At 61.4% G+C, this 22,717-nt stretch carries 19 protein-coding genes; 6 read left to right on the forward strand and 13 right to left on the reverse strand.

The genetic code is table 11. The features are described 5' to 3' along the window. Nucleotides 1-87 precede the first annotated feature (87 nt). Nucleotides 88-429, forward strand: coding sequence for a DUF4124 domain-containing protein (locus A0251_RS03345; RefSeq protein WP_062815393.1), 342 nt, complete (start codon nucleotides 88-90; stop codon nucleotides 427-429). A 16-nt stretch (nucleotides 430-445) separates the two neighbouring features. Continuing rightward, a complete protein-coding gene (locus tag A0251_RS03350) occupies nucleotides 446-1,168 on the forward strand; it encodes an FKBP-type peptidyl-prolyl cis-trans isomerase (RefSeq protein ID WP_062815394.1) in 723 nt (240 codons plus the stop codon). A 307-nt stretch (nucleotides 1,169-1,475) separates the two neighbouring features. Here the strand turns inward: A0251_RS03350 and A0251_RS03355 are convergent, their stop codons facing one another. From A0251_RS03355 to A0251_RS03400, 10 genes are all read right to left on the reverse strand, one after another. Continuing rightward, nucleotides 1,476-1,961, reverse strand: a complete 486-nt coding sequence (locus A0251_RS03355; RefSeq protein WP_062815395.1) for an Rsd/AlgQ family anti-sigma factor — start codon at nucleotides 1,959-1,961, stop codon at nucleotides 1,476-1,478. A 338-nt stretch (nucleotides 1,962-2,299) separates the two neighbouring features. Continuing rightward, a complete protein-coding gene (locus A0251_RS03360) occupies nucleotides 2,300-3,025 on the reverse strand; it encodes an LrgB family protein (RefSeq protein WP_062815396.1) in 726 nt (241 codons plus the stop codon). Then, nucleotides 3,015-3,386, reverse strand: a complete 372-nt coding sequence (locus A0251_RS03365) for a CidA/LrgA family protein (RefSeq protein ID WP_062815397.1) — start codon at nucleotides 3,384-3,386, stop codon at nucleotides 3,015-3,017. Before A0251_RS03365 ends, A0251_RS03360 begins: the two co-directional genes overlap by 11 nt. 6 nt (nucleotides 3,387-3,392) lie before the next feature. After that, nucleotides 3,393-3,899 (reverse strand): disulfide bond formation protein B, encoded by a 507-nt coding sequence (locus tag A0251_RS03370; protein ID WP_062815398.1) that lies wholly within the window; start codon nucleotides 3,897-3,899, stop codon nucleotides 3,393-3,395. Between the two features lie 179 nt (nucleotides 3,900-4,078). Next, a complete protein-coding gene (rmf, locus tag A0251_RS03375) occupies nucleotides 4,079-4,270 on the reverse strand; it encodes a ribosome modulation factor (RefSeq protein WP_062815399.1) in 192 nt (63 codons plus the stop codon). Between the two features lie 389 nt (nucleotides 4,271-4,659). After that, nucleotides 4,660-6,216, reverse strand: a complete 1,557-nt coding sequence (gshA, locus tag A0251_RS03380) for a glutamate--cysteine ligase (protein WP_062815400.1) — start codon at nucleotides 6,214-6,216, stop codon at nucleotides 4,660-4,662. Between the two features lie 97 nt (nucleotides 6,217-6,313). After that, on the reverse strand, nucleotides 6,314-8,659 hold the full coding sequence (locus A0251_RS03385; protein ID WP_062815401.1) for a Tex family protein: 2,346 nt from the start codon (nucleotides 8,657-8,659) through the stop codon (nucleotides 6,314-6,316). Between the two features lie 143 nt (nucleotides 8,660-8,802). Beyond that, nucleotides 8,803-9,165, reverse strand: a complete 363-nt coding sequence (locus tag A0251_RS03390) for a PleD family two-component system response regulator (protein WP_035246181.1) — start codon at nucleotides 9,163-9,165, stop codon at nucleotides 8,803-8,805. 136 nt (nucleotides 9,166-9,301) lie between these two features. Continuing rightward, complete coding sequence (locus tag A0251_RS03395; protein WP_062815402.1) at nucleotides 9,302-12,913, reverse strand: efflux RND transporter permease subunit; 3,612 nt, start codon at nucleotides 12,911-12,913, stop codon at nucleotides 9,302-9,304. Further along, nucleotides 12,906-14,252, reverse strand: coding sequence for an efflux RND transporter periplasmic adaptor subunit (locus A0251_RS03400; protein ID WP_062815403.1), 1,347 nt, complete (start codon nucleotides 14,250-14,252; stop codon nucleotides 12,906-12,908). Before A0251_RS03400 ends, A0251_RS03395 begins: the two co-directional genes overlap by 8 nt. Nucleotides 14,253-14,470: 218 nt before the next feature. On the opposite strand from A0251_RS03400, the gene ompR reads away from it, so the two are divergent. The 3 genes from ompR (at nucleotide 14,471) to A0251_RS03415 (ending at nucleotide 17,662) form a co-directional block, all read left to right on the forward strand. Further along, nucleotides 14,471-15,184 (forward strand): two-component system response regulator OmpR, encoded by a 714-nt coding sequence (ompR, locus tag A0251_RS03405; RefSeq protein ID WP_103917085.1) that lies wholly within the window; start codon nucleotides 14,471-14,473, stop codon nucleotides 15,182-15,184. A gap of 157 nt (nucleotides 15,185-15,341) precedes the next feature. Continuing rightward, nucleotides 15,342-16,658, forward strand: coding sequence for an ATP-binding protein (locus A0251_RS03410; RefSeq protein WP_062815404.1), 1,317 nt, complete (start codon nucleotides 15,342-15,344; stop codon nucleotides 16,656-16,658). Nucleotides 16,659-17,110: 452 nt separating this feature from the next. Beyond that, entirely contained in the window at nucleotides 17,111-17,662 is a 552-nt protein-coding gene (locus A0251_RS03415) for a porin family protein (RefSeq protein WP_082810737.1), read from the forward strand. Here the strand turns inward: A0251_RS03415 and A0251_RS03420 are convergent. Then, the gene (locus tag A0251_RS03420) at nucleotides 17,656-18,852 is read right to left on the reverse strand and encodes an MFS transporter (RefSeq protein ID WP_062815406.1); all 1,197 of its coding nucleotides are present in this window, start codon (nucleotides 18,850-18,852) and stop codon (nucleotides 17,656-17,658) included. The genes A0251_RS03415 and A0251_RS03420 overlap by 7 nt on opposite strands. A 165-nt stretch (nucleotides 18,853-19,017) precedes the next feature. Here A0251_RS03420 and A0251_RS03425 point away from each other — a divergent pair, with 165 nt between their 5' ends. Further along, nucleotides 19,018-19,368 carry a VOC family protein gene (locus A0251_RS03425; RefSeq protein WP_062815407.1) on the forward strand — a complete coding sequence of 117 codons (351 nt, stop codon included), beginning with the start codon at nucleotides 19,018-19,020 and terminating at the stop codon, nucleotides 19,366-19,368. Between the two features lie 48 nt (nucleotides 19,369-19,416). On the opposite strand, the gene A0251_RS03430 is transcribed toward A0251_RS03425, so the two are convergent. Both A0251_RS03430 and A0251_RS03435 read right to left on the reverse strand, forming a co-directional pair. Continuing rightward, on the reverse strand, nucleotides 19,417-21,381 hold the full coding sequence (locus A0251_RS03430) for a CocE/NonD family hydrolase (RefSeq protein ID WP_062815408.1): 1,965 nt from the start codon (nucleotides 21,379-21,381) through the stop codon (nucleotides 19,417-19,419). Nucleotides 21,382-21,545: 164 nt separating this feature from the next. Next, nucleotides 21,546-22,661, reverse strand: coding sequence for a PQQ-dependent sugar dehydrogenase (locus tag A0251_RS03435; RefSeq protein WP_062815409.1), 1,116 nt, complete (start codon nucleotides 22,659-22,661; stop codon nucleotides 21,546-21,548). Between the last annotated feature and the right edge of the window lie 56 nt (nucleotides 22,662-22,717).

The raw sequence follows: 22,717 nt of genomic DNA on the forward strand, positions 1-22,717 counted from the left end.
GCGTATGGATGTAATTTGTGATGTTATTTTGCTCTTGCAGGGAACTGAATCCTGTGAAGAAGGCTCACTAAAGGGGGAGAACGGATCATGCGTTATCTGTTGATTATCATCGTATTGCTGGTGGTTGTGCTGGCCGCCCTGTTTACTGTGCCACTGGGCAGCGGCAAACCGTTGCTGGATTGGCAGCATGTGGAACAGAACTGGCAGCAGCCGGAACGGTTGCTGGACCGGAAGATTTCTCCCTGGATGGAGGAAAGCGGGGAAAGCGCGGAGATGTATCGCTGGCGTGACCCCCAGGGAAACTGGCAGTATGGCCAGATTCCGCCGCCCGGTGTGCAGGCGGAACCCTTTACCGTAAAAAATCCGACCACCATCACCGCTGAGAAAATGCGCGGTGGCGGCGGTCTGGAACAGCAACAACAACAGTAGGCCAATTGGAGGCAGAATGAAGAAATTGGGAATCGTGCTGGCGGGAACCGTCCTGCTGGCAGCATGTGGTCAGGAAAGTGCAGAGCTGAAAAGCGACGACCAGAAAGCGTCCTATGCGCTGGGTTTCCGCAGTGCGGAGCAGATGCGCAGCCTGGAGAATCTGGATCTGGAGGCCATGGTAGCGGGTCTGCGTGATGGTTTTGCCGAAGACGGCAAATCACAGCTGGGTGATGAAGATCTGGATCAGCTGATTCGTGATTTCCAGGGCCGCATGATTGAAGCCCAGCAGAAGAAGATGGAAGAGCAGGCGGGTAACAACCTGGAAGCCAGCGAAAAATTCCTGGCCGAGAACGCCGAGCGCGATGGCGTTACCGTGACCGACAGCGGCCTGCAGTACGAAGTGCTGGAATCCGGTGAGGAAGGCGCTGCCTCCCCCACTCTGGAAGACACCGTGGAAGTGCACTACCACGGCACCCTGCCGGATGGCGCCGTGTTCGACAGCTCCGTAGAGCGTGGTCAGCCGGCCAGCTTCGGCCTGCAGCACATCATTCCGGCCTGGCAGGAAGCGCTGCCGATGATGAAGGAAGGCGACAAGTGGAAAGTCTTTGTCCCGCCGTCTCTGGGCTATGGTGAGCAGGGCGCCGGTGGCGATATCGGCCCCAACCAGGCGCTGATCTTCGAGATCGAACTGCTGGACGTCAAAGGCAGCGGTAACGAAGCGAGTGCTGACGAGGAATAAATCCCGTCGTGACATGCTTCAAAAAAAGGGCGCCCGAGGGCGCCCTTTTTGGTTGATTCGGACGCCATTATTTCTGTAGGAGCTATGCTTGCATGGCGAACCACGCGTAGCGGGGAATCGCCCGCAGGGCGATCAGGAATATCCGCACTCGACAGGTTTCATTTAACCGGTTAGGTGGTCGTCACCTTCATTCGCGCCTCCAGAGGCGCTCCTACATTTAACCTTGAAGCGCGGAGCACGGCGGGTGCTGTTGCACGCTATGCATTTCTTCGAGTTGCAGCTTGAAGCTCGTGGCTTGCCGCTACTTTCAATGCATCGCCTGCTGCTGCGGCGGTGCCTGCTGGTGAATGCTCAGAATCAACTGGTCTTCCAGTGCAAAGCGTTCTTCCAGGGTCTGCATCAGCAGGGCAATCCGTTCCGGGAGCTGATTCCGCTGAACCAGCCATTGCTCCGGGTGCTGGAAATCCTCGTTGAAAGCCAGCGCTTCGTCGGTGGAGCTGTCCAGCTGCTTGAGAATCTGGCGGGTCAGTGTGGGATTGTCGCGGTGGAAGTGGCGAGCCTCGTTGACCAGTTCCCGGTACACCTCGAAGTAACCGGCACTGATGTAGTCCATCAGCAACTGACAAAATTGCTGGACCTGCTTCTGCAGTGGCTGACGGTGATCGGACAGACCTTTCAGGCCCTGCAGGGTGCAAAGCAGCACGATCAGTTGCTGGCGTTCATCCAGCCAGGCCTGGACCAGTGCTTCAATGCGCCGCCACTGTGCCAGTGCGGCGGAATGGGAGCTCGCCATGGTTCCTCCTCGGCGTCGCCATTGACGATTGTCGGGTTGGGCTATCGAGCCTAGAACCGGCGGTACCGTGCTGGCAATGGGGCAAAACCGGCGCGAATCCGGGTCAGGAAGAAAACTCACGATATCTCAGCCACTTGTGGCTAAAGACAAATTTCTTCTAAACAGCGGGTTTTTAGAGCGCCGGGAAGAGAGGGCGACGCTTACCCGTGGTGGCAGGAGTGTCGGTGCTGAGCGTGGAGCGTTGAGTAGCGAGTGACGAGGCGCGAAAGACCAAACCGGTTTTGCTTTTCGTTACTCGCCACTGAGATCGGTCGACGCGCCATAGGGCGCCGTCGGGCCTAGAGGTACTGCGCCACCCAGGGCCATAGCCAGGGCAGGGCCATTGCCGTGACCAGCCCGCAGAGACCCAATGCCAGACCGGCAAAAGCGCCGGCCTTTTCGCCGTATTCGAAGGCACGGGCGGTGCCGATGGCATGGGCCACCAGACCCAGGGCAAAGCCCTTGATGCGATGGTCGGTGACCTTGAGCAGTCGGAAGATGGGGCCGGCGGCCAGGGCGCCGACAATGCCGGTGATGGCCACCGCGCCGGCGGCGAGGGAGACAAAGCCGCCGGTGGATTGCACCACCTCCACGGCAATCGGGGTGGTGATGGATTTCGGGGCCAGCGAGCCCACCACCTCCGCCGGGGCGCCCAGCCACCAGGCCAGCCCCACGGCGATGGCGGCGGAGATAAAGGCGCCCAGCACGGTGGCGATCAGGATTGGCGTGAGTACGCTGCGTACGGTGTGTAGCTGCCGGTACAGGGGCCAGGCCAGGGCCACGGTGGCGGGGCCCAGCAGGAAAGAGATCAGCGTGGTCTGGTCCCGGTATTCTTCATAATCCACCCCCACCAGGGGTAATACGATAATCACCGGGATCGAGGCCACCAGGAAGGGGTGGAACAGGGGCAGGCTGTTGCTGCGTCCGTATACCCACAGGGCAAAACGGTAGCTGGCCAGGGTCAGCAGGATACCGAACAGGGGGGTGTGTACCAGGCCGGCCAGGCTATCCAGTTTATCCATCATGGCGGCCTCCCGCTGATTCGCCATGCTTGCCGCCCAGCAGTTTCTTCAGCATCAGCGTCACCAGCACCAGGCTGAGCAGGGTGCCCAGTACCACAGCGACTCCCAGCGCCAGCGCATAGTCTTCATAGCGGTGCCATTGCAGGACGATGCCCACCCCCAGCGGGAAAATCAGCAGGCTGATGTGTTTGATCAGGGCGCCGGCGGCGGGAGCCACCCGCTGGCTGAAGGGCACATTGAGCAACAGTGCCAGTAACAACAGCACCATGCCGACCACTGAGGCGGGCAGGGGGATGCCGGTGAGACGGATGACCACCTCACCGAGGAACTGGAAAAACAGCAGGATCAGCAGGCCGTCGATCATGGCGGATCAGGATCTGGACAGGGGGCGGAACAGTTGCACCAGGGCGACCAGTAGCAGACCGGAAAATACCACCAGAGACCAGGCCGGCAGACTCAGCCCCAGGAAGGACCAGTCCATCTCCGCGCACTCCCCGGAACCGGCCAGCACTTCCTGAATGACGCTTTGCAGGGGAAAGACGTCCAGCATGTAGTTGAGGCCGGGACCACAGGCGGGAACCTGATCCGCCGGCAGACTCTGCAGCCAGATATGACGGACGGAGACGGCGCCGCCAGCGATGGCTGCCAGCCCGGTAAGCGCGCCGTAAATGCGCACTCCGATCCCCTTGGGCCCATGCAGGGCAGCAATCAGCAGAACCACAGCGGCGGCGATCACGCCGATGCGTTGAAAGATACACAGCGGGCAGGGCTCAAGGCCGTCCACGTGTTGCAGATAAAGGGCACCGGCCATGGCGGCAATACAGGCCAGCAGGGCAAGCAGGTTGAGCTGACGGGGTGCGGGGATCAGGGACAGCATGGGCCACTCTTTTCGTCGGGGACCGGCGAAGGGTAGGCAAAAGCGGGGTTGGCGGCAAGGGTGGGATGGAACCGTGGGGGCGGTCGTTCCACCGCGATCTTCATGGGGCAGGGCATTCGCGGTCGAACGACCGCTGCCACAGGATGGAGGTAGAGGGTGGGGCTGATGTCCGAATGGTGTCAGGCCTGACGCGCTTCCTGCTCGCGCAGGTTGCGGTCATGCCAGGCATCCATACCCGCTTCCCACCCCTGAAACCACCATTCTGCCAAGGCATCGTCGGCAGGGTAGGGACAACGATTACTGTCACCCCCGCCCATGCCCCACATGCATCCCTGGTTGTAGGCTTTTTCGCACTGATCACGATCCGGCATCGCGACACTCCCTTGCTGGTTAGTCCGAGACTACCACCGCAAGCCAGGTTGAATAGGGAAGAAGCACGTATTTTTGTTGTGAAATTGCACAAAAACCGGATCGGGGCATGGTGTTGGGACATGGCGCACAGCGGGTGTGTGACAACTGCACCGGGCATAACGGCAACCCGTTTCATTCCAGAGCACACCGGGAACCCTGAGATAGGATTTTCCCGGTGTGCGCTGTGGCTTTATCAGCACGCGGGGCGGTTGCGCAAGAGTTACGAGAAACGGGTTACGAGTTACGAGGGGCGAGTTGCGAGGAGCGAAAGTCAAAACAGTCCTTATTCCGAAACTCGCTCTTCGCTCTTCGCTCCTCGTGACTCGCTTCTCGCTTCTCGCTTCTCGCTTCAGTCGCGGAAGTAATCCGCCAGATAATCTTCGAAACTCTGGGTTTCCGCATCTTCCCAGTGCCGCTGCTCGGTCAGGCTGTGAGCGGCCAGTTGTTCCAGGCGCTGGTTGGTGTCGTCGCAGCGCTGCCGGGAGAGGAAGTGGTCCCGATGGGCCAGGGCCTGGTTCATGGCGAACTGGAAGAAACTTTGCTGGCGGCTTTCCAGTTTGTCGAGAATCCGGGCCGATGGGGTGGTGTCCGGGTTGTCCACCTTTTCCTGCTGGCGGGCCAGGGCGTCGCTGTAGTTGTTGCCGCCATGGGTGCGGTCGAACAGTTCGGCGATGGGCTGCATCTGCTGCAGTTTTTCTGTCGCCCAGTCTTTCAGTGATACGGCCTTGCCCCAGTTGCACAGTTCGATGGCGGTGTTGCGGCCGTCGTAGACCACCTTGCGCAGGTTTTCCTTGCTGGCATGCAGGTCGCACTTTTCCAATTGCGGGGATTCGCGCAGCAGGCAGTAGGTGGCAAACAGGTCCAGGAAACGGATTTCCTGCTGGTTGATGCCCACCGGTTCGAACGGGTTCAGGTCCAGGGCGCGGATCTCGATATATTCCACGCCACGCTTCTGCAGAGCGGTGGTGGGGCGCTCGCCCTTGTTGATGGTGCGCTTGGGGCGGATCGAGGAGTAGTACTCGTTTTCGATCTGCAGGATGTTGGCGTTCAGCTGGCGATAGTCGTTGCCCACCTTTACGCCGATCTTTTCGTAGGCCGGCTCCGGCGTCTTGATGGCGTGGGTCAGGGTGGCCACATACTCGTCCAGATTGTTGTAGCTGATCGCCAGGGACGACTGGGCATTGTTCTGGTAGCCCAGGTCGCTCATGCGCAGGCTGGTGGCGTTGGGTTTGAACAGGGTGTGGTCAAAGGTATCCAGCTGGTGCTCGCGTCCGGCGAGGAAGGATTTGCACAGGGCCGGTGAGGCGCCGAACAGGTACACCAGCAACCAGGAATAACGCTGGAAGTTGCGGGTCAGATCGAAATAGCGCTTGGAGATATAGTCCTGCAGCGGGCCACTTTCCCCTTCCAGTACCTGGTTCAGTTTCCAGAATTCTTCCGGGTAGGAAAAGTTGTAATGGATGCCGGCAATGGTCTGCATCTTGCGGCCATAGCGGTGACCCAGCCCTTCCCGGTAGACGCTCTTCATGCGACCCACGTTGGAGCTGCCGTACTGGGCCACCGGCACGTCAGCATCGTTGCTGATCATGCAGGGCATGGAGTTGACCCACAGCACCTCGTCACCGATATGGCTGTACACGTAGCGGTGCAGCTGCTCGAGAAATTCCAGCGGCTTGTGCAGCTCGGTGCTGGGCGGGGTGATGAATTCCAGCAGGGCTTCGGAATAGTCCGTGGTGATATAGGGGTGGGTCAGGGCGGAGCCCAGTGCTGCCGGGTGCGGCGTCTGCGCCAGGGTGCCATCGGTGGTAATGCGCAGGCTTTCTTTTTCGATGCCGCGGCGGATGCCGGCCAGGGTGGCGGCGGCGTCTGAATCCAGCAGGGCGTGAATACGCTGTTCAAGTTTCATGGTTTGGCCCTGTCGTCCCGCCGGGCGAGCCCGGCGGCGGGTGTGACGGAAATCCGACAATCATGGGGCAGTAGAATGACAGAGAGAAGTCACCGGGTCACAGGCGCTTCTTGCCTTTCTTCTGCTCGTCCTTGGCCTTGGCGAACAGGTCCGCGAAGGTGCCGCCACCGGTGTTCTGGGGCTGGCCTCCGCCACGCTTGTTGCCGCCCTGGCGCTGGCCGCCGCCATTGCCCTTGCGGGCGCTGGCAGGGCGCTGCCCGGCCGCTTTCTCGGCGGGCTGATCGTCCATGCGCATGGTCAGGCTGATGCGTTTGCGGTCCAGGTCCACTTCCAGCACTTTCACCTTGACGATATCGCCGGGCTTGACCACATCGTGGGGGTCTTCCACGAACTTGTCGGCCAGGGCGGAGACGTGAACCAGACCATCCTGATGCACGCCGATATCCACGAAGGCGCCGAAGTTGGTCACGTTGGTCACTGTACCTTCCAGAATCATGGAGGGCTTCAGGTCCTTGAGGGTTTCCACCCCTTCCTTGAAGACGGCGGCCTTGAATTCCGGGCGCGGATCGCGACCGGGTTTTTCCAGTTCGCTGAGGATATCGGTGACCGTGGGCAGGCCGAACGTGTCGTCGGTAAAGTCGGCGGCGTTGACCTTCTTCAGGAAGGGCACGTCACCGATCAGCTCCTTGAGCGGCCGGCCGTGTTTCTCCGCGATCTTTTCCACCAGCGGGTAGGCTTCCGGGTGGACCGAGGAACTGTCCAGCGGATTGGCGGCGTCCATGATGCGCAGGAAGCCGGCGGCCTGTTCGAAGGTCTTGTCGCCCAGGCGCGGTACCAGCTTCAGGTCAGCGCGGCTGGCAAAGGCGCCGTGGCTTTCCCGGTAGGTAACGATGTTGCCGGCGATGGTGCTGTTGAGGCCGGCAATGCGAGCCAGCAGCGGGGCGCTGGCGGTATTCACGTCCACGCCCACGGAGTTCACACAGTCTTCCACCACCGCATCCAGGGAGCGGGACAGCTTCAGCTGGCTCACGTCGTGCTGGTACTGGCCCACGCCGATGGCTTTCGGATCGATCTTCACCAGCTCGGCCAGCGGGTCCTGCAGGCGGCGGGCAATGGACACGGCGCCACGGAAGGACACGTCCAGATCCGGGAATTCCCGGGCGGCAGTTTCCGACGCGGAATACACCGAGGCGCCGGCTTCGGACACCATGATCTTCTGGATGTTGCCCTTGCTGGCCTTGACCACTTCGCCGGCCAGCTTGTCGGTTTCCCGGCTGGCGGTGCCGTTACCAATGGCGATTAGTTCCACCTTGTGCTTCAGGCACAGGGCGGCCAGTGCGGACAATGACTGATCCCACTGGTTCTTGGGCTGGTGCGGGAAGATGGTGGTGTGTTCCAGCAGCTTGCCGGTGGCATCCACCACCACCACTTTCACCCCGGTGCGCAGGCCCGGGTCCAGGCCCATGGTGCACTTGGGGCCGGCCGGGGAGGCCATCAGCAGACTCTTCAGGTTGCGGGCAAATACCTGGATGGCTTCTTCCTCGCCCAGTTCGCGCACCCGGCCCAGCAGTTCGGTTTCCAGGTGGGTGTTGAGCTTGATCTTCCAGGTCCAGCGCATCACTTCCTTGAGCCAGTCATCGGCGGCCCGGCCCTGATGCTGCCAGCCAGTTTCCGCGGTGACCATGGCTTCGCAGGGATGCGGCTGGGCGCTTTCCAGCTCTTCCGGCAGCACCATGGAGACATGCAGGATGCCTTCGTTGCGACCCCGGAACAGGGCCAGGGCCCGGTGACTGGGAATGCCCTTGATGGCTTCGCTGTGATCGAAATAGTCGCTGAACTTGGCGCCTTCCTTTTCCTTGCCGTCCGCCACTTTTGACTGGATATGGGCCTTGTCCCAGAGGAAGGTGCGCAGGCGGGTAAGCAGATCGGCGTTCTCGGCGAAGCGCTCCATCAGGATCTGTTTGGCGCCGTCCAGGGCATCTTTGACGCTGGCAATCTTGTGTTCTTCGTTCAGGTAGCCGGCGGCCAGTTCTTCCGGGTTCTGGGTCGGATCGTCCAGCAGACCGTCGGCCAGCGGTTCCAGGCCGGCTTCCCGGGCGATCTGGGCGCGGGTGCGGCGCTTGGGTTTGTAGGGCAGATAGAGATCTTCCAGCCGGGTCTTGGTGTCGGCGGCCTTGATGGCCTTCTCCAGTTCCGGGGTGAGCTTGTCCTGCTCGGCGATGCTTTTCAGGATGGCCTCGCGGCGCTCTTCCATCTCGCGCAGGTAACGCAGCCGATCTTCCAGGTTACGCAGCTGGGTGTCGTCCAGACCGTCGGTGACTTCTTTACGGTAACGGGCGATAAAAGGGACGGTGGCACCGTCGTCGAGCAGGGCGACGGCAGCGTGCACCTGACGTTCCTGACAGCCGATTTCCTCGGCGATAATCTGTTCAATACTGCGCATGACTTTTCCTGGCTGCGTGCGGCCTGCAGGCATGTCGCGTGCAGGCGTAAAACAAAACGACCGAAATCATAGGCAATGATCCCGGTCGTTAACAGATTGACTTGTGGAAGCGGCTATGTTGCAGATGCCAGCCTAGCGGGGCACTAGCCCAGCACTTCGTTGATCTTGGCGATCAGCTCGGCTTCCTTGGGCGGTTTGATGATGTAGCCGGCCGCCCCCTGGCGCTGCCCCCAGACCTTGTCGGTCTCCTGATCCTTGGTGGTGACCAGGATCACCGGAATCTGTTCGGTGGCCGGGTCACGGGTGATTTTGCGGGTGGCCTGGAAGCCGTTCAGTTCCGGCATCACCACGTCCATGAGAATCAGGTCGGGTTTTTCCTCACGGGCTTTCTCGATGCCTTCCATGCCATTGGTGGCGGTAATGACCTCATGGCCTTCGCCCTGGACGATCTTGACCAGGTTGGTCAATTGGGTCGGCGAGTCATCCACCACAAGAATTTTGGCCATGTTGCTCTCCTCGCGCCGATACTGCTTGTGTCGGCGGTACTTTGTTTTTGTCTGGTTCGCTCTACAGACGCGAATAATACCAGTCACTGGTCAAAAGGTAAGCTGTCGAATTATGGCACTATGATGCCGTTTTCGGTCAGCGTGTCAGGGTCTGTGCACTGCGCCGACTCCACAACAGCAAGGGCAATACGATTAGCGCAGTGACAAGCGCCCAGCGCGCCTGGGACCAGAACGCAGTGGCCAGTTCACTGCCCTGCGGACCGGCCAGTGGTGCCAGTGCCGCGATCAGCAGACTGCCCAAACCTGTCACCAATAACCAGTATACGGCCAGCCTGGCGGCTCGCTGGCGACGGCGGAACAGGTGCCACAGGAAGGTGGCCCCCAGCCCGGCCATGACCAGCCACAGCAGCCCGGTGGGTGCGATCAGCAAGGGCCCGGCATCGGCCTCCAGGGCCTGCTGCAGCAGCGGTAGTTTGCCCACTATGGTCAGTAACAGCCAGGGGCCGAGAATCATCACCCACCACAGATGGCCGCCCAGCCCCTGCGGGCCCGGCTGCTGGCGGTAGTGGACAGGATCAAAACGCCAGGCACGGCGGGCCAGTTCGCCCCAGTTGGCCGGTGCCAGATGGGGGCCCAGGCCCTGGAAGCGGTCACGCTGTTCCTCGATCAGCATCAGCATGGCCGGCACCACCAGCAAGATCAGTACGGTGCCGAACAGCAGCCCGAAGACAATGCTCACCGCCATGGGTTTGAGAAACTGGGCCTGCAGGGAGCTTTCGAACAGGATCGGAGTGAGCCCGGCGATGGTGGTGATGGAGGTCAGCAGGACGGCCCGCAGACGTCGCACACAGGCTTCCACGATGGCCTGGAACCGTTCCATGCCTTCGGCCACCAGTTGCTGGTAGAAGCTCACCAGCACGATGGAATCGTTGACGATGATGCCGGACAGACCGAACAGCCCCATGGCGGAAAACATGGAAAACTTGATGCCGAAGGGGGCGGTGAAGATATGCCCGATCACTGCGCCGGTGAGGCCGAAGAAAATCGCGGTCATGATCGCCAGGGGCCAGGAGTAGGAGCTGAACACCCAGGCCAGTACCACATAGATGATTGCCAGCCCCAGCAGGGCACCGGTGGCCATGTCCTTCATGTTGTCAGCCTGTTCCTGCAGCTTGCCCTCATAGCCGACGCCGATGCCGTATTTGGCTTTCAGGTCGGGCAGGGTGCTGTCGTTGAGGCTGGCAATAATCTCGTTGGCGTTGCCCTGCTCCGGATCCAGGTCCGCGTAGACGGTAACGGCCAGTTCGCCGTTGACGCGGCGCAGTAGGTCCACGCCCTTGCGGGCATCAAAGTTCACCACGTCCCGCAGGGCGATGGCCTCACCCTGGGCGGTGATGATGGGCAGACGCTCCAGGGCGGTGAACTGACGACGTTCACTGTCCGGCAGCATCACCCGCACTTCGATTTCCTCGTCTTCCTCGTTATAGAGCTGGGCCAGGTTGCCGTCGAAGGCGGCGCGTAACTGGCTGGCCACCTCGTTGAGGGTCAGCCCCAGAGCGCGGCCCCGGGCGGTCAATTCAAAGGTCAGCTGTTCCTTGCCGTAGGGCAGGTCGTCGTCCACGTTGCTGACCCCGGCAAAATCGTTTAGCCGTTCCTGCAGGGCCAGGGATGCCTGTTTCAGGGTCGGCGCATCACTGCCGGTGAGCTTCACCTCGATGGGCTTGCCGGGCGGGCCCGCTTCCGGCTGGGAAATGGTGAGCTGGTCCAGACCGGCGGGCAGGGTGAGTTTCTCGCGCCAACTCTGGATCAGCTGGTCATTGCTGATTTTCCTGTCCGAGCCCACATAGACTTCCACCACCAGGGTGCCGTATTCATCGCCGTATTTTTCCATGCGCCCGCCGGGGTTGGGGAAGCCGGCGGCGGCGCCATGGTGACTGATGACGGTCTTGACCAGATGGCCGCCCAGTTCCTCGTTGGTCTCGTTCAGGGCGTCTTCCAGATGGGACAGGAAGCGATCCACCTGGCGCCGGTCAGTGCCGGAGGAAAACTCCACCACGGCGCGCAGCTGGTCACCATCCACCGGCGGGAAAAAGGTGAACTTGAGCCAGCCGGTGGCGATCAGGCTCAGTGCCAGGATGAACGCCGCCACGGCGGAGACGCTGACCAGGTGCCGATGGCGAATGGCCCAGGCCACCAATGGCCTGAATCGCTCCTCACGGAACCGGTGGAAGCCGGCGTCAATACGTTCCCGCACCCCGGAGGCTTTGACCTGGATACCCCGGAAGCTGTGATGCAAATGGCCGGGCAATACCAGAAAGCATTCCAGCAGGGAGGCCAGGATCACACAGATCATCACGAAGGGAATGTCGAAGGCGATCTTGCCCATGGCGCCGCTCATCATGCCCAGGGGCAGGAAGGCGGCAATGGTGGTGGTACTGGAAGCTACCACCGGCCAGAACATCCGGCGTGCGCCCCCCAGGGCGGCACGCTGGGCGGATTCCCCCTGCTGCAAGTGGGTCAGCGTGTCCTCGCCAACCACAATGGCATCGTCGACAATGATCCCCAGGGCCAGAATCAGGCCGAACAGACTGATCATGTTGATGGTGCCGCCAAACAGCCAGACCAGGCCCAGGGTGGCCATGAAGGACACCGGGATGCCCACGGTGACCCACCAGGCCACCCGGGCATTGAGGAAGAAATAGAGGGTGGCGATCACCAGCAGCAGACCGCTGATGCCGTTCCACAGCAGGGTGGAAATGCGCTCCTGCACCAGCTTCCAGGCCTCGAAATAGAAGGTCATCTGTACGCCTTCCGGGAGGGTGGTGCGGTACTCCGCGCCCCAGCTGCGAACCTTGTCGGCCAGCTCCAGCATGTCCCCGTCTTCGCCACGCATCACCTGCAGTTCGATGGCCGGGTTGCCCTGATAGGTGAGGGTAGGCTGGTCATCCCGGGGGCGTCGCTCGATGGTGGCCACGTCGCCCAGACTCAGCTGTTGGCCGTCGGCGGTGGTAATCAGGGGCAGGTCGGCGAAGGCTCGTTCGTCACGTCGCTGGCCCAGGGCTCGCAGCTGTTTGGCAGCGTCATCCCGGCCCGCGGTGCCGGCGGGTATGTCCTGGCTGAAACTGCGCACCCGGTTGCTGATCTCGCCCAGACTCATGCGTAGATCATGGAGCGCTGCAGCAGGGACCTTGATGGCCATTTCCTCTTCCGGCAGGCCCAGGAAGTCCACCTTGCCGGCCCCCAGAGCGAGGATCTGGTCTTCCATGTTGCGCACCAGCGGGCGCAGTTCTTCCAGGGAGCCGTTTTCCGTGGACACCATGATGGAGGTGACCAGGGAGTAGTTGGTGATCTTCTGGATCACCGGTCGCTCCGCGTCCTGGGGCAGATTGCGGATGGAGTCGATGCGCTGGCGGACCTCGTCCAGGGCCAGGCCCAGATCGGTGCCGTCTTCCAGCTCGATAAAGATGGCTGAGGCGCCCTGCTGGGAACGGGCAATCAGCTTTTTGGTGTTGGGCAGGGTCTTGATGGCCTGCTCCACGGGGATGGTAATGGAGCGCTGTACATCCTCCGGGCTGGCACCCCGCCAGGGGATGGTGACGGTGATGTAGTCGAAATCAAAATCCGGAAACAGCTGGGTATTGAGCCGGTTGAGGCCGAGAAACCCGAGCATCACCATCAACAGCATCAACAGATTCGATGCGACCTTGTGCTCGGTAAAGCTGGCGATCAGGCCCCGCGATTCACTCACCCTGATGGCCCTCGTTGTGGTTGTCTTCGCCACTGTCGGTGGCAGGGGGGGCGGGCGACTCTGTCACATCACCTTCCCTGTCATCGGCGTTGCTGCCCGGCACCGGTTGCGGGTCCACCGGCAGGCCGACAATGGCCTGGGGCAGCTGGGTGGTCATGATGCGTTCGCCCCCTTCAAGGGTGGGCGCATGGAGAAGCAGCTGCGCGTTTTCCCGATCCATGGCTTCGCCGACGATATCGGCCTGGACGCGCCGCAGGCGGTTGTCGTCATCAATGACATAGAGGCGATTGAGGCCGTGCAGGGCGGTGGCCGGCAGGGCAATCAGGTTATCCCGGGCCGGCAGGGTCAGGGTAATGGTCAGTGGCCGGCCCAGGGCAGCCGCGGGCACGCCATCGACAAACTCGAACAGACCGTCGATGCCACCACGGGCATCGCTGGCATCCCCGGCCAGACGTTTGAGATTCAGCGCCAGGGTGCGGCCTTCCAGTTCGGTGCTGGCGGCCAGTTCGCCCTGGCCCAGACCGTCGCGCACGGCGGCCAGATACCGTTCGGGAATCTGTGCACGCACTTCCAGCTCGGCGTCCGCAAACAGACTGAGCAAGGGTTCGCCGGGGCGCACCCGTTCCCCCGGTGCCACCGGGATATCCGTCACGGTGCCATCGAACGGCGCTTCTACCCGGGTGCGGGTCAGATCCAGTTCGGCCTGCTGGAGCTGGGCTTCGGCACTGGCCAGGCGAGCCTCCATGCGGGCCAGTTCGTTCTCGAAATCGCTGACGCTGAGCTGACGCTGGCTCAATGACAGTTCAGCGCGGGCCTTGGCTTCTTCCGCCTGGTCCAGCTGGGTCTGGGAGACCAGATTCTTCCCGCGCAGGGACTGCAGCCGTTGCAGGTTGTCTTCGGACAGTTTTGCCAGCTTCTTTTCCAGCGCCAGGTTCTTCCTGTCACTCTGATAGCGCAGGCGGGTGGTCTGCAATTGGGCGGCGGCCTCATCGCGGCTGGCCTTGGCCCGATCCCGGGCCAGTGATGCCTCGGTGTCGTCCAGCTGGATCAGCAACTGGCCGGCACTGACCTTGCTGCCGGCCCGCACCGGAATGCTTGTCACATTGGCGGTCACCACCGCCGTCAGGTCGGCGGCGCGGGGCGACTGTACCCGCCCGAACAACTGGATGCTGGGGGAGTGTGCGCCCGGCTCTGCCAGCACATAACGCACCCGGTCATGGCGCTCGCTCACATCACGGGTGGGCGCCGAGGGTTTGAACATGGCCAGCAACACGATGGCGAGCATCGTGCCCAGGATCACCAGGGCCACGGGGGGAATCTGTTTCAGGCGGTCTCGCAAGGGAGGAATCCTTTGTTGATAGCCATTCTCATTTGTCGCGTACTGTAGCGATTTCTTTTTCTCATGCCTACTTTGGCGGCGGTGCTGCAGGGATCACAATCCCTTGAGGAGCGGTTAGATTCGCAGACTGCAATGTTTTTATACAATCTCTCCGGGCCATTATCTTGCACGTTCAGTCCACAACGCGTAAATCAGAGTCTGCGATACGTGGAGGCACCGTGACAGAACAGCAACTGGATAAAATTCTCGTCGTCGATGATGACGCCCGTCTGCGCAGTCTGCTGCAGCGTTTTCTGGAAGAAGCAGGCTATGCGGTGAAGGCGGTAGGTGATGCGGAGCAGATGGATCGGGCCCTGTCCCGGGAGATCTATTCGCTGATGGTGCTGGACCTGATGCTGCCGGGTGAAGACGGCCTGTCCATCTGCCGGCGTTTGCGTGAGGCGGAAAACCGGATGCCGATTATCATGCTGACCGCCAAGGGCGATGATGCGGAGCGTATCGAAGGGCTGGATGCCGGTGCCGATGATTATCTCCCCAAACCGTTCAATCCCCGGGAACTGGATGCGCGCATACGGGCAGTGCTGCGCCGCCATGTGCGTGAATTGCCCGGCGCGCCCAGCAAGGAAGAAGGTGAGGTGCGTTTTGGCCCCTGGGAGCTGGATCTGGGCAATCGCACGCTGCTGCGGGATGGTGATCCCCAGAACCTGACCACCGGGGAATTCGCCGTGCTCAAGGCCCTGGTGCAAAACCCCCGCGAGCCGCTCACCCGTGACAAGCTGATGAGCCTGGCCCGGGGGCGCGAATGGTCCGCCATGGAGCGCTCCATCGATGTGCAGGTGTCGCGCCTGCGCCGCCTGCTGGAAGACGATCCCTCCAAGCCCCGCTATATCCAGACCGTGTGGGGTGTGGGTTATGTGTTTGTGCCGGATTGAGTGGTGGTCTGATGTGGGATCTCTGACGCTGTACATGCGGGCTGAATCCCGGCTGAATTCTTCTTGTGCTTCCGGGTATTCATGGTTGGGGCTTTGACGTCCGACCTCCGACGCCTGACCTGTTATTCTCTGCTCAAACAGTCATGGAATCTCGCCAGTGAAGTTTTATCCCCGCACGGCCTTTGTCCGTTCTGCCATCGTGGTCGGGCTGGTCATCGGCATCAGCCAGGCGCTGACCCTGTGGTTCTTTGCCCGTAACGCCTATCTGCCCGGTATCCGCGAGTATGCCCGTCTGACGGTGTTGCAGGCGGAGCTGGCGTTTTCCTCGTCCGGTGAGGAGGATGCCCGGCTCGCCCAGCGGCTGGCCGGGGCCACCAGTATCGAGGTGGCCACCCCGGATAATCTGCATCAGGGGACGGTGCTGTTGTCACAGCCCGTGGTCAGTCGCTTTCGGGAAGAAGTGCAGGAGCGTCTGCGCGAACCGGTTACGGTGAAGCTGGAGGATAGTCGTCAACCGGTGTTGTGGGTCAATGCCCCCTCTTTCCAGGGACAGTGGCTGCGGGTGCCGATGGAATTCTTCCGCGATTATGACCGTTACCTGCTGCTGGGCTGGGGTGTCACGGTACCGTTGCTGGCCATCATCGGTGGCCTGCTGATTGCCCGGGGGTTGAACCTGCCGTTACGACGGTTGGCCCGGGTGGCATTGAAAGTGGGCCGGGGAGAAGCGGTGCCGGTACTGGACACCAGCATCGGGCCTGAGGAAATACAGGCGGTGAACGCGGCCTTCAACCGAATGACCAGCGACCTGCAGCAGGCCCAGCGGGACCGGGCCCTGTTGCTGGCGGGGGTCTCCCATGACCTGCGTACGCCGCTGACCCGCTTGCGCTTGTCGGCGGAGTTCATGCAGGACGAAGAACTGGCACGGGGCATTATCGAAGATATCGAGGACATGGACGCCATCCTCGACCAGTTCATTTCCTTTATTCGCGATGGTGCTGACGAGCAGCCGGATCTGGAAAATCTCAACGAACTGATACAGGAAGTGGCCGGCAAGTATCCCGCCGAACAGATCCGCTTTGAACTGCAGGATCTGCCCCGCCTGATGCTCAAGCGGCTCACCGTGAAACGGATGCTGGCCAACCTGATCGGCAATGCACTCAAGTACGGTGCCCCACCGGTGGAGGTACGTACTGCCGTTACCGACAACGTGGTACGCCTGACCGTAAGGGATCACGGCAAGGGTGTTCGGGAAGAGGATATTCCCCTGTTGCTGCAACCGTTTTCCCGTGGCGAAAAAGCCCGCACTCTCAGTGGTAGCGGTCTGGGGCTGGCCATCGTCAAGCGCATCGCCGACATGCACCACGGCGAGATCCGCCTGGCCAACCATGAGCACGGGGGGCTGCTGGTGGAGGTGCGCTTCCCGGTTACCGGCAAGTTTGTTCAACCGGAATCCCTGTCCGCCGGGGTACGTTAAGGAACCGACGGATAACAAAAAGCCACATTTCCGGGCCGGGAATGTGCGCTGGCGCAAAGTCTGTTTCTGTCGGGCAGCGCATGCTACTGAACACATCACAGGAATTGCCCAAAAACAAAAATGGCAGAAATAATTAAAGAGATTCGCTTTCGGGAAACAACAACAAGCCCCCGAAAATTTTGACAAACGGACTTGGGAGAGCCGGACATGATTTATTCCTGGCACCGACATCATGCCGATGTGCTGACAGTGTTCCCTGTTACTTGATCGCTGATTCCCGGCCGGGGAAACCCGTGTTGTGAATGCCGATAGCCTGTTGCTGCTGCCGCAGTCACAGGTCGTTGGGCCGCACCTGTGTGCGGCCTTTTTTTGTGGTGATTCATTTTGGGAATGCTTGCTGAGTGACTATCAAATAAATACGCTAACGCGTTATTCATTAATAGGGGAATTTCATGAGGGTAGTTTTAGGGGCTTTGTTGTTGGCGAGTTCGGTAGCGTCGTTTGCTGATTCCGATTTGGAGAAGAGAAACTATTTCGGTTTTCAATACAGCAAGCTGACCCAAGAGAGCGACTTGGGAAATTTCGAGCCTACCGCGGTTCAGTTTAATCTGGGGCGTCGCTTTAATCCGTATGTAGCGATTGAGGGGCGTCTGGGCTTTCGTCTGAGTGAGGATGAAAAAACCGTCAATGGTGTGGAATATACCATCCAGCCGGTGACGTTGTTGGCGGCCTATCTCAAGGTAGGTCTGGATGACTCGCTGCCTGTTCGCCCTTATCTTCTTGTTGGCCATTCTTCGGCCACGGCAAAACGAAAAACGGAAGTAAACTTCTTCCGTAATATTTCTGATTCAGAAACGGTGACAGCCAGTGATCCCTCCTATGGCGGGGGAGTTGCCTTTAATGTATCACCGGATGTCTCCCTCCATGGGGAGTGGGTGATGCTTGATGATGACGACGGCTTTGATCTGACAGCGTTTAATCTGGGCTTCCATCGTCGTTATTGATTTTTCAGGCAAGTGTCTCCGGGAATGTTGTTGCGCCTTTCCAGCGCCCGCCCGGACAGGAAGATCAGCAACCCGCCGATAGCCAGTGCCGCGCCCACCAGGCCGGTGCTGGACCAGGCCAGACCCTGTTTGACAGTGATGCCCGCCAGCCAGGCGCCCAGCGCATTGGCCAGGTTGAAGGCGGCATGGTTCATGGAGGCGGCCATGGTCTGGGCATCTTCGGCCACGTCCATCAGGCGAGTCTGCAGGGCCGGGCCCAGAGCCATGCTGGTGCCCACCAGCCCCACGAAAACGATGCCCGCCACCGTCCAGTTAGCGGCAAAATAGAAGCCTGCCTGGATCAGCGCACACCAGATCAGAATCAACGGAATGGCCCGCAACAGATTGCCGTCGGCGGCACGGGCGCCGGCAAAATTACCGATGATGGTGCCGATACCGAAGACCATCAGCACCATGGGGCCCCAGCGTTCTGCCATGCCGGCCTGTTCGGTGAGAGTGGGCATCACATAACTGAATACCGCAAACATGCCGCCAAAACCGATGCTGGCCACGCCCAGCGTGAATAACACCCGTTGTTTGATCAGTGCCGACAGTTCCCGGCGGGGGCTGGCGTTCGGGTCCGGAGCTTGAGCAGGCACCCACAGGCGTATCAGCAGGGCGGTGCACAGGGCGATCACGCCGACGCCGATAAAGGCGACCTCCCAGCCGAACAGGTTGCCGGCCCAGGTGGCCAGCGGCGCGCCCACCAGGATGGCAATGGTCAGCCCGCTCATCACCCGGGCCACTGCCCGGGCACGCATGTGATAAGGCACCGCTGATGCCGCCACCAGAGCGGCCACGCCGAAGTAGGCGCCATGGGGCAGCCCGGCCAGGAAGCGCAGGCCTACGAAGGTCCAGAAGTTTGTGGCCAGGGCGCTGGCCATGTTGCCCATGGCAAAGACCAGCATCAGCATGATCAGCAGCCCCCGCCGTGGCACCCGGGCTGCCAGGGAGGAAATCAGCGGCGCGCCCACTACCACTCCCAGTGCATAGCTGCTGATGGCATAGCCCACATCCGGCACCGGCACCTGCAGGTCGGTGGCCACCCGTTGCATTAGTCCCATGATGACGAACTCGCCGCTGCCGATGCCGAAGCCACCCAGGGCGAGGGCCAGGGAAAGGCGAAGCAGACGACCGGAGTCAGTGGGCATAGGCGCTCCTGCACAGGGCTGCGGGTTGCGTTAGGGGTGGCAAGGGGAATGGGATTGCCGAAGTTGAAGAGAGTTCATTTTAGCACGGAAAGAAATGCCCTAGGGTGGCCGATGAGGGGGGCTGGGCGTGTTTGAAGCTCTCCTGAAAGCAAGCAAGGAGAAAGCATGAAAGTGAAACGTATCATGGCCAACCTGGCTACCCCGGATCCACAACAGGCAGAGGCTTTCTATGGTGACATCCTGGGGCTGGAGCGGATCATGGATCATGGCTGGTTTCGTACCTATGGGTCGGCGGAAACCATGAGGGTTCAGGTGAGTGTGGGCTCAGAAGGTGGTTCGGGTACCGCGGTACCGGACCTGTCCATTGAGGTGGACGATCTGGATGCTGCGCTGGAAAGAGTCCACCAGGCCGGAGTGGCGGTGGAATATGGACCGGTGAGTGAGCCCTGGGGGGTGCGACGGTTTTATGTGCGCGACCCCTTTGGCCGCCTGCTGAATATTCTCCAGCATTTGTGATGCGAGGCTGCTCCTGCCGTCGTGGCGGCGACGGCAGGAGGGTGGCGCTCAGAGTGCGCTGACCGGCACCAGCGGAATATTCACCCGCGACGGCATGGCCGGGGTGCTGTAGAGGGTCAGGGCGCCCAGCAGGCTGGTGAGAAGATCACGGACCGGGCTCAAGCCATGGGGCAGATCGCTGGCGCCCACACTGATGCGCAGCCTCTCACCGGCTTTGAGCACGGCACTGGTGGGGAACACCTCCACGTCTGCCCGGAAGGGTTCCAGTGGTGTGATGGTGCGCTTGGACTCCGCACTGAACGGGTGCCAGGGTTGAACCAGTTTGCCGTTCATAAAGCGGGATTGGCTGGCATCAAACGCACTCATGGACGCCATCTGAATGCCGTGGGTCAATGGCCGGGCAATGCCGTTGTTGCCGACCACGCTGACACGCACGGTGACGTTGGTATCCAGGGCGGTGGTGGAGGCCCAGATCTGTCCGGTGATGGGCCCATTGATAGCCATGTCCGCTTCCAGGGGCTCACTGGTATAGACCGCTTCCAGCAGGTTTACCACATTGTCCTGGGCGGCACAGGGCGGCAGGATCATGCCCAGAATGCCGGCGGTCCACTGGCTGGCACTGGCGGAGCAGAGGCCGTTGACTGGCGTTTGCAGCAGGCTGGTCTGCTTGTTGCTGGTGGGAGCGTCCCCGCTGATCTTGCCAAACAACGGCAGACCGAACTGGCCGTGCAGGTAGAAGGTTTCCGCTTTGGCCTGGGGGTGTGGCCAGTCGGCGGCGGTGACATAGCGTTCGGCACCGGTGTAGTACTGGGTGACCGGCGGGTAGGACGGGGCGCCGGTATCGATATCTTTCAGGTAATGGTCAAACCAGGCCAGGCGCAGGCTGTCCAGGTCCGGCACACCATCCGCGGGCAGGCCGGCACCGGATGAGCCGTCCAGGTGCTGCCAGGGACCGATCAGCAGTTTGGCGGTGGTGTGGTCCTTGAGTCCTTCATAAATCAGCGGCTCGCCGCGCTGGAAAATATCGTTTAGCCCGCCGACCACGAAGGTGGGCGCACTGATCTTGTCGATTTGCTCCAGGGGGGAGCGGATACGCCAGAACTCGGTGTCGAAGCGGTTCTCATCACCAATCAGGGCTCCGGCAATCACCGGCACCTGGAAATCCACCAGAGCACCTTCCAGGTGCTGAAGCAGGGTGGTGAGGCTGTAGGCAGGATCGCCATTCTCGAAGCCCACAGAGGTGGGGATAACGCCCAGCCCGGTGACCAGCGCCATCCACAGGGGAATAAAGCCGGCGTTGACCTGGCCCCCGGAGAACACGATGTCCCGGTAGGCGTCGCCCATGGGTACCACGGCAAAAATCGCCTGCACGGCCGGGTCTTCCTGGGCGCCGGTGAGCAGCCCGGTGATGCCCATGTAGGAGGGGCCATTCATGCCGATCCGGCCGTTACTCCAGGGCTGAGACTTGATGTAGGTCACCAGCTCGGCCATATCGTCCTGATCTACCTGGCTAAAGGCCTGCCAGCTGCCCTCCGAGGCGCCGGTGCCGCGCATATCCACATTGATATAGGCATAGCCGTGTTTCACCAGGTCCAGGTCGGCAATCAGGCTGCTGGACAGGAACTGGTTGTAGCCGGTGAAGGTGGCGATCACCGGGAAGGGGCCGTCGATGGCGTTGCCGCTGGCATCTGCCGGCAGGGTCACCGTGGCCGCCAGGCGAATGCCGTCACGCATGGTGATCAGCTGCTGGGGAAGGTTGACGGTGTTCGGGTATTCCTCATCGCGCTGGTAGGCTTCGCCCCAACTCAGATTGACGGGTGTGCCGGCATCATCGTCATTACTGTCCCCGTCACCGCCAGTGTTGCCAGTGGGGGTGTCGTCATTGGCTGGGGTGGAGGGGGTGCCGGGTGAGGCGCTGTTACCCCCGCCGCCGCCACAGCCGGTGAGTTGCAGAGAGGCGCACAACAATATTGCCAGCAGGCCCAAGGCCGGGCGTGAAGTGAAAGCGAGCATGGTTTTATCCTGATTTGTTATACATCTTTTCGCTTATCAGGATAGGAGGGGGCGGGTAGCGGGTCTGTTGGCACAGCGGTGCAACTTGGTGAGACAAATCACGGGTTTTGTATCTGAGTGTAAGACGCGACTGTCGCGCCCCGGCGATGCCGGGGCGGAACCGGTCAGGGTTCCAGGCGCAGCAGGGCACCATTGTTGCTGTCGGTGAGGAGATACAGGTAGCCGTCGGGCCCCTGCCGTACATCGCGGATCCGGTTGCCGGCGTCTTCCAGCAGGCGAACTTCCGAGACCGGCTTGCGGCCGTCGAAGGCCACCTTGTTCAGGTGGGTCAGCTTCAGGGCGCCATGCACGGTGTCACCCTGCCAGTCCGGGTAGCGATCGCCGGTCACGAAGGCCATGCCGGAGGGGGCGATGGACGGGGTCCAGTGCAGCAGGGGCTGAGCCAGGCCATCCTGTCGGGTGTCACCGATGCTGGGCCCGTAATACTCCCGGCCATAGGTGATTTCCGGCCAGCCGTAGTTGACGCCCGCTGCCACCGCGTTGATCTCGTCCCCGCCCCGGGGGCCGTGCTCGTTGAGCCAGGGCTTGCCACTCTGCGGATGCAGGGCCAGCCCCTGGGGATTACGGTGGCCCCAGCTCCAGATGGCGGCAGCCTTGCCAGGCTGGTCGGCCAACGGGTTGTCATCGGGGATGCGGCCATCGTCGTGCAGACGCAGTACGCTGCCGGCCGGGTCCGTGGTGTCCTGGGCCCGGTCCCGTTCCCCCCGGTCGCCCACGGTGACAAACAGGTAGCCGTCGTTATCAAACAGAATGCGCCCACCAAAATGTTTGGCGGTATTGGTGCAGGCTTTTTCGGCCACGTAGATATCGCGGAAGTCTTTGAGGGTACCCTCCCGGTAAGTGCCATAGCCCACCGCTGTGGTGCCGCCATCGTCACCGCAGGGTTTGGCATAACTCAGGTACAGGCGCTGGTTGTCGGCAAAATCCGGATGCGGCATCACATCGAACAGCCCGCCCTGGCCTTTGGCGACCACCTGCGGTACCCCGCTGACCGGATCGTCCTGCAGGGTGCCGTCCACCAGCCGGCGCAGGGTGCCGCGCCGTTCCGTGATCAGCCATTCTTTGTCTGAAACAAACGCCAATGACCAGGGGTGGTGCAGGCCATCGGTGAGTGTTGTGGTGGTAACGCTGTCATTGCTTTGCGGGGACAGGGTGGCGGCGTTGTCGGCACAGGCACTCAGGCTCAGAGCGGTGAGGGTAACGGTGATCAGTGATCGCATGACGGACTCCCTTGTTCGGACTGGCTTGAGCATGCCACGCCCGGCGTGAAGGGTGA

It is taken from the genome of Alcanivorax sp. NBRC 102024, assembly GCF_001602235.1.
GTDB lineage: Bacteria > Pseudomonadota > Gammaproteobacteria > Pseudomonadales > Alcanivoracaceae > Alcanivorax.

Coding starts and splice junctions, on each gene's coding strand:
- A0251_RS03345 (WP_062815393.1), top strand. CDS start 88: ATGCGTTATCTGTTGATTATCATCGTATTGCTGGTGGTTGTGCTGGCC.
- A0251_RS03350 (WP_062815394.1), top strand. CDS start 446: ATGAAGAAATTGGGAATCGTGCTGGCGGGAACCGTCCTGCTGGCAGCA.
- A0251_RS03355 (WP_062815395.1), bottom strand. CDS start 1,961: ATGGCGAGCTCCCATTCCGCCGCACTGGCACAGTGGCGGCGCATTGAA.
- A0251_RS03360 (WP_062815396.1), bottom strand. CDS start 3,025: ATGATGGATAAACTGGATAGCCTGGCCGGCCTGGTACACACCCCCCTG.
- A0251_RS03365 (WP_062815397.1), bottom strand. CDS start 3,386: ATGATCGACGGCCTGCTGATCCTGCTGTTTTTCCAGTTCCTCGGTGAG.
- A0251_RS03370 (WP_062815398.1), bottom strand. CDS start 3,899: ATGCTGTCCCTGATCCCCGCACCCCGTCAGCTCAACCTGCTTGCCCTG.
- rmf (WP_062815399.1), bottom strand. CDS start 4,270: ATGCCGGATCGTGATCAGTGCGAAAAAGCCTACAACCAGGGATGCATG.
- gshA (WP_062815400.1), bottom strand. CDS start 6,216: ATGAAACTTGAACAGCGTATTCACGCCCTGCTGGATTCAGACGCCGCC.
- A0251_RS03385 (WP_062815401.1), bottom strand. CDS start 8,659: ATGCGCAGTATTGAACAGATTATCGCCGAGGAAATCGGCTGTCAGGAA.
- A0251_RS03390 (WP_035246181.1), bottom strand. CDS start 9,165: ATGGCCAAAATTCTTGTGGTGGATGACTCGCCGACCCAATTGACCAAC.
- A0251_RS03415 (WP_082810737.1), top strand. CDS start 17,111: ATGAGGGTAGTTTTAGGGGCTTTGTTGTTGGCGAGTTCGGTAGCGTCG.
- A0251_RS03420 (WP_062815406.1), bottom strand. CDS start 18,852: ATGCCCACTGACTCCGGTCGTCTGCTTCGCCTTTCCCTGGCCCTCGCC.
- A0251_RS03425 (WP_062815407.1), top strand. CDS start 19,018: ATGAAAGTGAAACGTATCATGGCCAACCTGGCTACCCCGGATCCACAA.
- A0251_RS03430 (WP_062815408.1), bottom strand. CDS start 21,381: ATGCTCGCTTTCACTTCACGCCCGGCCTTGGGCCTGCTGGCAATATTG.
- A0251_RS03435 (WP_062815409.1), bottom strand. CDS start 22,661: ATGCGATCACTGATCACCGTTACCCTCACCGCTCTGAGCCTGAGTGCC.